Origin of the sequence: Microbacterium sp. (assembly GCF_030149085.1) — a bacterium.
In the GTDB taxonomy this organism is placed as follows: domain Bacteria; phylum Actinomycetota; class Actinomycetes; order Actinomycetales; family Microbacteriaceae; genus Microbacterium.
The window spans coordinates 1-11,592 of record NZ_JASBSF010000037.1; the positions used below are offsets into that span (position 1 = coordinate 1).

Annotated in this window: 12 protein-coding genes; 7 read left to right on the forward strand and 5 right to left on the reverse strand. The window is 65.9% G+C overall.

Annotated elements, in window-relative coordinates:
• Window positions 1–21 precede the first annotated feature (21 nt).
• On the forward strand, window positions 22–1,023 hold the full coding sequence (locus Q1V87_RS01500; protein WP_300590556.1) for a PDR/VanB family oxidoreductase: 1,002 nt from the start codon (window positions 22–24) through the stop codon (window positions 1,021–1,023).
• A gap of 26 nt (window positions 1,024–1,049) precedes the next feature.
• Here Q1V87_RS01500 and Q1V87_RS01505 read toward each other — a convergent pair whose 3' ends face one another.
• Both Q1V87_RS01505 and Q1V87_RS01510 read right to left on the reverse strand, forming a co-directional pair.
• On the reverse strand, window positions 1,050–1,463 hold the full coding sequence (locus tag Q1V87_RS01505) for a TetR-like C-terminal domain-containing protein (RefSeq protein ID WP_206398192.1): 414 nt from the start codon (window positions 1,461–1,463) through the stop codon (window positions 1,050–1,052).
• Between the two features lie 4 nt (window positions 1,464–1,467).
• Entirely contained in the window at window positions 1,468–1,632 is a 165-nt protein-coding gene (locus tag Q1V87_RS01510; protein WP_206398191.1) for a TetR family transcriptional regulator, read from the reverse strand.
• A 98-nt stretch (window positions 1,633–1,730) separates the two neighbouring features.
• On the opposite strand from Q1V87_RS01510, the gene Q1V87_RS01515 reads away from it, so the two are divergent.
• Window positions 1,731–2,897: an amidohydrolase family protein gene (locus tag Q1V87_RS01515; RefSeq protein WP_300590557.1), complete on the forward strand. Its 1,167-nt coding sequence runs from the start codon at window positions 1,731–1,733 to the stop codon at window positions 2,895–2,897.
• A gap of 22 nt (window positions 2,898–2,919) precedes the next feature.
• On the opposite strand, the gene Q1V87_RS01520 is transcribed toward Q1V87_RS01515, so the two are convergent.
• Window positions 2,920–3,501 carry an ABC transporter permease gene (locus tag Q1V87_RS01520; protein ID WP_005052801.1) on the reverse strand — a complete coding sequence of 194 codons (582 nt, stop codon included), beginning with the start codon at window positions 3,499–3,501 and terminating at the stop codon, window positions 2,920–2,922.
• A 115-nt stretch (window positions 3,502–3,616) separates the two neighbouring features.
• Here Q1V87_RS01520 and Q1V87_RS01525 point away from each other — a divergent pair.
• From Q1V87_RS01525 to Q1V87_RS01545, 5 genes are all read left to right on the forward strand, one after another.
• Window positions 3,617–4,514, forward strand: a protein-coding gene (locus Q1V87_RS01525) for an IS5 family transposase (RefSeq protein WP_156172673.1) whose coding sequence is annotated in 2 segments (ribosomal slippage) — window positions 3,617–3,976 and window positions 3,978–4,514 — 897 coding nt in all. Because the reading frame shifts where the segments join, the coding sequence is not laid out codon by codon here.
• 44 nt (window positions 4,515–4,558) lie between these two features.
• Window positions 4,559–4,867: a glutaredoxin domain-containing protein gene (locus Q1V87_RS01530; protein WP_217316634.1), complete on the forward strand. Its 309-nt coding sequence runs from the start codon at window positions 4,559–4,561 to the stop codon at window positions 4,865–4,867.
• Between the two features lie 108 nt (window positions 4,868–4,975).
• Window positions 4,976–6,103 (forward strand): tyrosine-type recombinase/integrase, encoded by a 1,128-nt coding sequence (locus Q1V87_RS01535; RefSeq protein WP_239264827.1) that lies wholly within the window; start codon window positions 4,976–4,978, stop codon window positions 6,101–6,103.
• 5 nt (window positions 6,104–6,108) lie between these two features.
• Complete coding sequence (locus Q1V87_RS01540) at window positions 6,109–6,429, forward strand: helix-turn-helix transcriptional regulator (protein ID WP_071330018.1); 321 nt, start codon at window positions 6,109–6,111, stop codon at window positions 6,427–6,429.
• 743 nt (window positions 6,430–7,172) lie between these two features.
• The gene (locus tag Q1V87_RS01545; RefSeq protein WP_071329987.1) at window positions 7,173–8,267 is read left to right on the forward strand and encodes a hypothetical protein; all 1,095 of its coding nucleotides are present in this window, start codon (window positions 7,173–7,175) and stop codon (window positions 8,265–8,267) included.
• 101 nt (window positions 8,268–8,368) lie between these two features.
• Here Q1V87_RS01545 and Q1V87_RS01550 read toward each other — a convergent pair whose 3' ends face one another.
• Window positions 8,369–9,634: an MFS transporter gene (locus Q1V87_RS01550; protein WP_194384530.1), complete on the reverse strand. Its 1,266-nt coding sequence runs from the start codon at window positions 9,632–9,634 to the stop codon at window positions 8,369–8,371.
• Window positions 9,631–11,271: an ABC-F family ATP-binding cassette domain-containing protein gene (locus Q1V87_RS01555; protein ID WP_184219691.1), complete on the reverse strand. Its 1,641-nt coding sequence runs from the start codon at window positions 11,269–11,271 to the stop codon at window positions 9,631–9,633. The genes Q1V87_RS01550 and Q1V87_RS01555 overlap by 4 nt, the downstream gene beginning before the upstream one ends.
• Window positions 11,272–11,592: the final 321 nt, after the last annotated feature.

Consider the following 11,592-nt stretch of genomic DNA (forward strand, 5'->3'; position numbering starts at 1 on the left):
TTGATCAACACGCCCTAGGTAATGGCGATCGTTGAAGACGCAGTTCGCAAGGAGGCCAACGTCGTGTCTGTCGAAGAGACCACTATTCCGGTGGTGGTGGCAAGCAAGCATATGGACGGTGACTCCGTTGCCGTCCTGACGTTGCGCCGCCCAGACGGCAATCCCTTTCCGGCATGGACGCCCGGTGCGCACATCGACGTCATCGTGACTCCGGCGCTCACCCGCCAGTATTCGCTGTGCGGGGACCCGGCGGACCAGGACGTGTGGCAGATCGCCGTGTTGCGCGAGCCGCCGCCGAGGGGGCGCGGCGGATCCCAGTACATCCATGACTCCCTGGAGCTGGGAGCGCAGATCCAGGTGCGCGGTCCTCGCAACCATTTCGCGCTGAAGGATGCTGAACAGTACCTCTTCATCGCGGGAGGAATCGGCATCACGCCGCTCAAGCCCATGATCGATCAGGTCGCGGCAGCCGGCGCGAAGTGGAACCTCGTGTACGGGGGCCGTTCGCTGTCGACGATGGCGCTTCGCGCTGACCTCGCGCGGTACGGCGATCACGTGACGTACGTGCCCGAAGACGAGCTGGGCAGGATCGATCTGGATTCGTTGCTCGGAGCGCCCGTCGAAGGGGCGCTGGTGTACTGCTGCGGTCCAGGACCGCTTCTGGATGCCGTCGAGAACAAGTGCAGCGTCTGGTGGCCGGGATCCCTCCAGCCGGAGCGGTTCACCCCGCGCGACTCGGATCGTTCAGCGCACAACGAGGTGTTCGAGGTAGAACTCGCCCAGAGCGGCCTAACATTGACCGTGCCCCCGCACAAGTCGATCCTCGAGATCCTGGAAGACAATGGGATCCCCGTGCTCTCATCCTGTCGGTCTGGGGTCTGCGGCACATGCGAGACCGACGTGCTGGAAGGCACGCCGGAGCATCGCGACTCGTTCCTCACGGCCGAGGAGCGGGAGTCGAACGCGACGATGATGGTGTGCGTCTCGCGCTGCGCCGGACGCCGGCTGCTCCTCGACGTCTGATCCGCCTGCGCTCGCCGAACGACCCGTCATCGATATGTGCGGGGTCGGGTCAGCGGTAGGAGGATTTCGTCGACCATCGCGGCGATGTTGCCGGGATCTGTGCGTCCGGCCATGTGTTCCAGCACGAGCAGCTGCAGACCGACGGCCGCGACCCGGGGCGTGAGCGCGTCGCGGTCGACCTCGCCCCGCTCCACTCCTGCGCGCAGTACCCCGAGGATAACATCCATCAGCGGCTCGATCACGCGCTGCTGAACGGTCCAGAATAGCTCCGGGTGGTCGCGCCTTCGCGTCATGATGGGCTCGAGCGCGCGCCCACGCGGTTCATCGAGTGCTGCGGCGAACGCCGTGAGCACCGCTCGCAGATCGCCCGCGACCGTCCCCGTCGTGGGAGCCGTCGGTGGCTCGAAACCCGCCTCCGGATCGGTGAGCGCCGCGAGCACGAGTTCACCGGTGGTCGACCAGCGCCCGGTACAGCGATGCCTTGCCGGCGCTGGCACGCGCCGCGATCCTGTCGAACGCCAGTTTGTCGAGATTCGACTCGGCGAGCTCCTCCAGCGTCGCCCGATAGATCGCGCGCGTCAGCAGGGCACCTCGTCGCCGCGTCGTCATCCAACGATTCTTGCCTACGGGGAGCCGAGTCGTGGTACGTTGGCCGCGATAGTGAACAATAATGTCTCGTATCTACATCTCCTCGAACGGAGCAGTTCATGACGGATTCCACGCTCGGCGCAGTCTCTGCGACCGCGATCACGAACACCAGGGTCTTCGACGGACACAGTCTGAGCGCCCCCACGACGGTCGTCGTCCAGCCCGACGGGCGCATCGGTGACGGATCAGCGGATGCGGTCGTCGTCGGTGCCGCTGTCGTCAACGCGGAAGGTACGGTGCTCCTTCCTGGCCTGATCGACTGTCACATGCACCTGAAGGGGCGCGAGTCCCTCGAGACGCTCGCCACGTACGGTGTCACCACCGGCCTGGACATGGCGACATGGCCCGCATCACAGTTCCAGTCGTTGCGGGGACTGAGGGGAGTCGCTGACTTCCGCACCGCCGGCATGGCGGCGACATCTCAGGGCAGCACGCACAGCCGCATTCCGACCTATCCGGACGTCGCGCTGGTCGATTCCCCCGACAAGGCGGAGCGGTTCGTAGAGGTGCAGGTGGCAGACGGGGTGGATTACATCAAGATCATCGCCGATCTGCCCGGTCCCACCCAGGACGTGCTCGATGCACTCGTGGCTGCTGCGCACGCGCGGGGGCTCAAGGTCATCGCGCACGCAGCCCTGTACGAAGCTGTGCGTATGAGCCTCGCTGCGGGGGCCGACATGATCACCCATGCTCCACTCGACCGCGCGCTCGACGATGCGACGGCTGAGACGATGCTCGCCCAGGGCACGGTGTTCATCCCGACCTTGACGATGATGAAAGGCGTCGCCGCGAATCTCACCGCAGCGGGCGTTCCCGGTGTGAGCTATGCACACGCCCACGAGAGCACGCGCGCGATGCATGCCGCGGGCGTTCCGGTCCTGGCCGGCACCGACGCCTACACCGGGTCCTTCACACGGGCATCGCCGCCATACGGCGAGAGCATGCACGACGAAGACGCCTCCATCGGGCTCCTCGAACGGGCAATGCCGCCATACGGCGAGAGCATGCACGACGAACTCGCTCTGCTCGTGGACGCCGGCCTGTCAACAGCCGAAGCGCTGCGCGCTGCCACCTCGACGGCCGCGCACGCGTTCTCACTCGACGATCGGGGGGCGATCACCCCCGGATTGCGAGCCGACCTCGTGCTGGTGGACGGCGATCCGCTCACCGACATCGCTGCCGCGCGTCGCGTTCTGCGTGTGTGGTGCGGCGGCATCGAGGTGTGAGGGCGTCCTCTCGACCGCGGTGTCACTCCACGGCGGTGTTCGCGCCGTGGTGCCACGCGAGCACCCGGTTCTCGACGACGATGAGCAGCAGGTTGAACACGTACCCGAAGATCCCGATGAGCACGATGCCCGACCACATGTCCGTGATCGCGAACGACCTCTGCGACTGAAGAACGAAGACGCCGATCCCGTTGCCTCCCGCCATCATCTCGCTCACGACGACCATGATGAGCGCGAGCGAAAGACTCGTGCGCATTCCGGCAAAGATCTGCGGAGCTGCCGCGGGAAGTGCGACCTGCAACTCGTAGCGGAACCAGTGGATGCCGTACACCCGGGCGGTCTCGCGCAGTCCGGGGTCCATTCCTCTGATTGCAGCTTCGGTATTGAGGAGCACGGGCCAGAGGCAGATGAAGGTGATCAGAATCACCTTCGCGGTGTCGTCGAGGCCCAGCACGATGATGACGAGGGGAATCAACGCGACCGCAGGGATCGCGCGCAGGAACTCGAGCACGGGTGCGAACATCGCCTGGAGGCGGTGCGCCTGACCGAGAACGAACCCCACGACCACGCCGATGACCACAGCGCCGATGAACCCGATCATCATCCTGGAAAGACTCGGCAAGACGTCGCTCGCCATCCGCGCGAAGAGCCAGTTCTCCTGGAAAGCGACTAGGGCGTGTCTCCCAAAGGTTTGGGCTGGTCGCTGGAACGCTCGGTGTGTGTCTCGAACGGAGTTGCTGACTGATGCGCAGTGGGAGCTGATTGCTCCGTTGATGCCGTCCTCGCAGGGGCGTCGTGGTCGGCCGTTCGCCGATCATCGCACCGTGGTGGAGGGCATCATCTATCGCTACCGGACCGGGATCGCGTGGCGGGACTTACCCGGGTGCTTCGGGCCGTGGCAGACGGTGTGGAAGCGGCACCGCCGCTTCAGCGGTGATGGGACGTGGGACAAGATCCACAGCGTCCTGCTGGCCCATGCCGACGCCGCCGGGCTGATCGACTGGGAAGTCTCGGTGGACTCCACGATCAACCGCGCCCATCAGCACGCCACCAACCTGCCCCGGGACACAGGGGGACCTGACGAATTACACGAATCTGCGCATCGAGCCGCCTGATCACGCCATCGGCCGCTCCCGCGGCGGCCTGTCGACGAAGATCCACCACCTGTGCGACGGGAACATGCGGCCGCTGGTGATGCTGCTCGGGCCCGGGCAGGGCGGGGACTCCCCGATGTTCGAGCACGTGATGAACGCCCTGCGGGTACCGCGCCTGGGTGGGGGCCGGCCACGCACCAGGCCCGACCGGGCGCTGGGTGACAAGGCTTACTCTTCCCGGGCCAACCGCAAGCTGTTGCGCCGGCGCGGCATCCAGGCCGTCATCCCCGAACGCGATGATCAGATCGCCAACCGCAAGCGCCGCGGCGCCAAGGGTGGTCGCCCGGTCACCTACGACACCGAGGCCTACAAGCGCCGCAACGTCGTCGAGCGCGGATTCAACATCTTCAAGCAATGGCGCGCCTTGGCCACCCGCTACGACAAACTCGCCCTGACCTATCGCGGCGGCGTCGTCCTACGCGCCATCACCATCTGGCTCAAGGCTTTAAGAGACACGCCCTAGTCGCCTTCACGGCAAAAGAACGTGAGGGGGAAGGGGCAGGGACGATGAGTGCGACAGAAGCCGGCGAGGTGCAAGTGTTCGGCCGAGAGGGATGCGTGCAGTGCAGGGCAACGTGCCGAGCGCTCACCGAGCGGGGAATCGCGTTCGAGTCCGTTGACGTCGACGCAGACCTCGACGCGGCGGCGACGGCGCGGCGAGTGGCGCAGGCGGGAGGCTCGACGCAGCTTCCGGTGGTCCAAGTTCCCGGCATGGCGCCCTGGACAGGGTTTCGCCCGGACCTCATCGATGCGATCGCAAAACGGGCGATATTGCCATCCGATGCAACGCGCGAAGCGCGATCGCCCGCGCGGTAGAGCCTGAGCTCAAGAAGGATGTCGAGGGGGCCGGGGGTCTCTGCGCCACTCTTGATCACCCAGAGTACTTCATTTGCATCAATGTTGTATTGGATGCATCATGAGGATGTGCTTGAAGTTGATCCATCGTCTGCGCAGCGGCTCGTCTCCGCGCGGAATGTCATTCATCTTGACCCTGAGGGAGCCGTGCTCGACGGGATGTTGAATGGGTGGCGAGCCCAGCAGATTGCTCGCTTCTTGAAGGCTCCGACGATTGCGGCGAGAGAGCGGCTCGTGCGCCGGTTCGTGGACTTCACGGGTATGTACCCGTGGCAATGGACGCCGGCGGAGGCGGAGGCGTGGATCAGTGAGCTGCGCTCGGGCGTGAAGCCGTTGCGGCTATCGACGCTGCGTGGATACGAGATCGACATCAAGATGTTCTGCGAGTACATCACTGATCCTCGATATCCCTGGCTGTCCGAGTGTGAAGCGCGTTTTGGCGCTGCACCCAGACAGGTGTTCCATGAGGACAACTCGATTGTGCATGTCAGCGAGTACGAGGGCGATGCCGCGCGGCGACCGTTGACATTCGACGAAGTCCAGGCGCTGTTCGATGCGGCCGACGGGCTCGCCGCACGGATCCTGTCGCGACGGCGAAAGGGTGCGGTTCAGGCCGTGCGGGACGCCGCGCTTCTCAAGTGCGTCTATGCGTTCGGGTTGCGAAGACGTGAGGCGGTCATGCTTGATCTCGTGGATCTCCGCCGCAACGCGAAGCTGCCGCACCTAGACCGATTCGGTGCACTGTCGGTGCGCCATGGCAAAGCGAGCCGCGGGGGCCCGTCGAAGCGGCGCACGGTGCTCACCGTTCCGGAGATGGGCTGGATCGCGGAGACGCTGGCGCACTACCTCGATGAGGTTCGGCCGGCGTTGTCGTCATCGTCGAGTTCGTCGCCTGCTCTGTGGGTGACCGAACGGGGCACGAGGCTGAGCAGGCGTGCGGCGAACGAAGCGTTCTGTACAGCTCGTGATGCCGCGGGGATCGACTCTTCGTTGGATCTGCATTCGTTGCGGCACTCGTACGTGACGCACCTGGTGGAGTTCGACTACCCGGAGCGGTTCATTCAGGAGCAGGTGGGGCACTCGTTTTCCTCGACGACCGCGATCTACGTCGGCGTCTCTAACGAGTACCGGAACCGGCTGCTCACCCAAGCTATTCACACCCGCTACGGCGCCGACTTCGAGGAGGCAGCACGGTGAAAGAGATGGACTACGTCTGGCATCTGCGAGCGAAGATGGCGGAGCGTGGAATGTTCGCCACGACGGACCTGCAGCCGCTGCTCGCTGAGCGTGGTGTCGCGCTCTCCCGGGAGCAGACCTACCGGCTGGTGACGGGTCAGCCGCAGCGCCTGAGCATGGTTACGCTGATCGCGCTGTGCGACATCCTTGAGTGCACACCCAACGACCTCATCGAACCCCGCATCGTCGAGGCGTCCGCCAGGAAGGCTTCCGGGGAAGTCATCCCGCGGAAGAGCCGAGTATCCGCCCGCCGAACGACGATCAATCGGCCCGGGCATTCGAAATGACCGTGGTGCCGGAGCATCCTTGCTCCGAGTGCGGAAGCCGCGCCCCGCGGGTGAAACGACTCCCCGACGGTGGAGGGCTCTGCCGACCGTGCTACAACGTCAGCCGACGTATGGAGTGCTCGCGCTGTGGTCGCATCCGTGCGCCCAGCGCTCGAGCCGAGGACGGCGCACCACTCTGCGGGCACTGCGCGCGCCCTAAGCGGGCGTGTGCGGGATGCGGCCGTGTCGATCACGTCACCGCCATCGTGGACGGTCAGGATCTCTGCCAGCGCTGCTACTCCGCACCGGTCAGAGCGTGCGGACAATGCGGACGGGAGCGACGCGTCGCAACCCGCCACCAGAATGGCGTAGCAGATCTGTGCCACAGCTGCTACCGCACCCCCATCGTCGAGTGCGCCATCTGCGGTGAGAAGCGCGCGGTTCATACGACCTGGCCCCTCGGGTCTATATGCGGCGTGTGCTATCGACGCGAGCTCCGCCACCCCGACGGCTGCGGGTCTTGTGGGCAGGTGAAAGCGCTCATCGGTCGCGATGACCGAGGGGAGCGCGTTTGCGGGCCGTGTGCAGGGTCGACGCGCGACTACGTCTGTGCCACGTGTGGCGCCCCGGGTGAGCAGCACTTCGAGAACACCTGCATCCGCTGCTCCGTCGTTCGAGCCGCCGGCGACCTCCTCGCGTCCGCGACGGGGGTGATCCCCGGGCGTTTGGCCGGGCTCCCGGACGCGCTCGTTTATCGAGGTCGCGTGGACTCGACCATGAGATGGCTGCTCAAGCCCACCCCGAGAGCTCTGCTCCGAGCGATCGGGTCGGAAGAGTCGATCACGCATGCGCGCGTTGACGCGTGTCCGCCTGGGCAGGCGCGACATCATCTCCGTGCGCTCCTGGTCGACGTCGGCGTTCTCCCGGTACGAGATGAGCAGACTGAGCGGCTCGAAACATGGGTCGACGAGTACCTGATCCAGCTTCCTTCACACCATGCCGCCGAGATCACTCCCTATGCACAATGGAAGGTGCTGCGGACTGTGCGGCGGCGGGCAGGACGCCGCCGTACCACGGTCGGTGTCGCAGATTCCGCGCGTGAACGGATCCGCGCGGCCGCGCGACTCCTGCAGCACGTCGAGCAAGAAGGGGCGGGCTTCTCCGCGCTGACACAGGAGGTCCTAGACCGGTGGGTCGGCGGCAACGCAGCCCGCACCGGCGACATCGCACCGTTCATCTCGTGGCTCAGGTCCACCGGCCAGTATCCGGGACTCCGCGTCGAGCGCGGACAGCAGGCCAGGCCGAGCGAGGTCAGCGGGGAGGACGAGCATCACGCTCTGGTCCGCACGTTTATCGCCGGGTCGGACGACACGGTGAGCCTCGCGACCAGGGTTGCCGCGCTGCTCGTGCTCCTTTACGGAGCTCGAACCGACCGCATCCACCGGCTCACCACTGTCGACACCAGTACAGCCGGAGGACGAACGTATCTCGCGCTATCGACAGAACCCATCGAGATCCCGAACTCGGTCGCTCAACTCTTCGCGCAGCTCGTGAAAGAAGCTGAGCAGAATCCGGGGGCGACTCGGCGAGCCGGTGAGGGATCGTATCTATTCCCATCTCCCCGACGACACCACGAGCCGATCCATCCCACGACCCTCGGACGGTGGATAGCGCGGGCCGGGGTCAGCCCGCGGATCGCCCGGAACTACGCCATGCTCGCCCTCGCTAGCGACCTCCCCGCCGCTATCGTGGCCGTTCAGATGGGAATCACGCCGCAGACAGCGAGCCGATGGTCGCAGTTCTCGCAACGCGACAATTCCGAGTTCGTCGCCGCGAGAGCAGATTTCCTCCCCCGCTGAGGGCACATCGGAGTGGGTTCAGGCAGCCGCGGCCCGAGAACTCCAAGCCGAGTCAATTCCTTCCAGGACGCTAACAATCAGGGACGCAGTGCGGCGCTGGGTCAAGTGTCCAGGGGGTGTCTCGTCTCGACGTCCCGCATGCGTCCGGCTAGAAGCGCGACGATGGCGAGCAGCGTCGGCGCGACGCCGGCCACGATGAAGATGGCTGGTATCGGCACGATCAGCGATAGGGGCCCGGCGATGGCGATCGAGACGGGCATGAACGCGATGGAGACGAAGAAGTCGAGACTGGCGACACGGCCGATCATTTCGGGTGGCACGAGGCGTTGAAGCAGTGTGCCCCAGATCACCACGCCGGCTCCTGTGGCAGCCCCGACCGCGAACAGTGTGGCGAGCATCACTATTAGGTTGTTGGCGAGGCCGATGAGCACGAGCGGGAGGGTTCCGCCGCCCCAGAGGCCGATCATCAGTGTCAGGTATCGCCGGGGCAGTTTGAGTGACGACACGATGAGCGATCCGATGGCGCCTCCGATTCCGTAGGCGGCGAGTAGTAGTCCGAACGTTGCTTCGGCGTCGTCGAATCGGTCGCGGGTGAGGAAGGGGAGAAGTACCTCGATTGGGCCCTGGATGATGAGCGCGAGGGATGATCCGAAGATCAGGGTCCATAGCAGCCAGCGGGTGCGGGCGACGTAGCGGACCCCGGCTTTGAGGTCGCCCCACACGCTCGTGCGTTGCTGCGACTGTTCCGGTTCGGTGGTTTCCTCCCGGCGGCTGAGGAACAGTGTGATGACGAACGCGACTGCGTAGGACGCGGCGACGATGACCGCTCCGATGGCGGGGAAGAACGCCCCGACGATGATCCCTCCGAGGGCGGGTCCGAGGCCCTGCCCCATCGAGGGCCGGAGAGCCCCTTCGAGCCCGTTTGCGGCGAGCAGTTGTTCGGGCGGTAGTACTTGGGGGAGGTAGGCGCTGTAGGCCGGGTAGAAGAACGCACTACCCGCGCCCATGGCGAACGAGGCGAGCCCGACATGCCACAACTCGATCGCGCCCGTGAGGGACAGCACCGCGACGGCGGCCATGACCGCCGCGGTGAGTCCCTGCACGGTGATGATGATCCGCCGCTTCGAGAAGCGATCGGCTACCACCCCGCCGAGGACCGAGAAAGCGAAGAGGCCGAGGCTGAGCCCGGTAGCGACGGCTGACAGGGCAAGGGGGCTGTCGTCGAGTGCGAGCACCTGAAACACCATGACGATGGCCCACATGCCGGTGCCGAAGACTTCGATACCGACGGCCGCGAACAGCAGCCGGTAGTCGCGGGTAGCGAGAGGGCGCAGCGCCCGCAGCCGGTCGGGAGTCTCGCGGGTCATACGAGCGCCTCGCTTTCGGTCGTAGCTTCCAGTTGCAGTGCCGGCCAGCCTTCGACGTCGCGGAGAAGCTGCCGGTCGTGGGTGGATACGACAACAGCCGCTTGGGTGGCGTTGAGCGCGTCGGTCAGTTCGTCGACGAGCGCGATCGATAGGTGGTTGGTCGGTTCGTCGAGCAAGAGCACGTGCGGCTTGGTGGCGAGCACCAGGGCCAGCTCGAGGCGCCGTTGCTGGCCCATCGACAGCTCACCTATCCGCTTGCTCGATTCGCGGGCGCGCAGGAGCCCGAGCTGCGAGAGACCGACTGCCTCACGCGATGGAACGAGCGCGTCGACGTGGGCTGCGTAGAACTCGCTCGCGCGACGATCCAGCGGCAGCTCCGACTCTTGGCGCAGAAAAGCGAGCCGCACGTTCTGCGGGCGACGAACGGTGCCGGTGTCCGGGCGGAGGTCTCCCGCTGCGACGCTCAGCAGTGTGGACTTGCCGGCCCCGTTGGGTCCGGTCACTACGAGACGCCCGCGGTGTGACAGAGAGAACGCCGCCGGGCGCGTAAGCCTGCCGGTCACGGTCACGTCCTCCACGCTCAACAGCACCGCTCCGGTTCGGGTCGCAAGCTCCGGGAAGCGAAACACTTGCGGCGGCTCGGGAACAGTCACCGCGTGCGCTTCGAGTTGCTCCTGCCGGCGATGCACGCTCTGCACGAGCCCGCCCGCGCGCGTGGCCCGTCCGTGCTTGTTGGTTCCCTTCTCTGGTCGCCACCCCGAGACGAGTCGGTTCTGCGCCGAGCTGAGACTGTCCTGCAGCCGCGCGAGCTCGGTCTGCTGTCGCTCGAATTCGTGCTCCCACCGTTCGCGCTCGGCGCGCCGGCCCTCGCGGTAGCCGGCATAACCGTTGCCGTACACGCGCACCCGGTCATCCGGGGTCGGGTCGAGGTCCACGATCGTCTCCGCGACGTCGGAGAGCAGCGCGCGATCATGGGTGACGACGACCACGCCGCCGTTTCGCGACCGCAGTTGCGTGGTCAGAAACTCGAGGCCGCTTCGATCGAGGTGATTTGTGGGTTCGTCGAGGAGCAGGAAATCGTCGTCGGCGCCGAGCAGGCACGCCAGACGGACTCGATAGCGCTGCCCGACGGAGAGGTCGTCCAGGCGCCGGGATGGCTCCGTTTCGGCGTCGAGTGCTTCCAACGCGATCTGCACCCGCCGTTCGGCATCCCACGCATCGAGGACTTCGGCGTGTTCCAATGCGGCGGCGTATCGTTCTTCGGCGCCGGGGACGCCTGCGGCGAGTGACACCGCGGCCGAATCGAGGGCCGCAACGGCGGCGAGCGGCTGCGCGATCGCTTCCGCGACCGCCTGGCCCACTGTGCGGTTGCCGCCGGTCGGCATCTCTTGTTCGGCTATGCCGACCGTCCCGAGTCGCTGCACTACTCCGCTGTCCGGGGTGAGAGCGCCGCTGAGGACGTGCAGGAGCGTCGACTTCCCCCGGCCGTTCTCGCCCACGATCGCTACTCGCGAGGTGGCCGTGACCGTGAGGTCGACGTGGCTGAGGACGGGGGTGGCTCCGCGCGTTACGGAGACGTCGGAGGCGATGAGCTGCGCGCGATGGCGCGCTGGTAGAGGGGTGTTGAGGGAGAGCATTCGTATCCTTCGGAAACGACGCACCGCACGGCTATGAAGCGTGCGAGGGTGCGCAAGGTGACGGCGACCCGTGCAGGGTCGAGAACGAGCGGCCGCCGCAGGCTCGGATGACTCAACGAGCGCGGTAGGCCTTACTCAGCCGTCACAGGAAGTACAAATGCACATTCCGAGTGTATCGAACGACGTGATCAGAGCAACCACCGAAGAGACTCCGCCTGGAGTTTGTGGCTCTCGTCAGCGGGACGCGCCTGCCCGGAGATCTCCGCAACAGAGGAGAGGTACAAGCCCACCACACTCGGCGGACGACGATCTGCTAGCTGT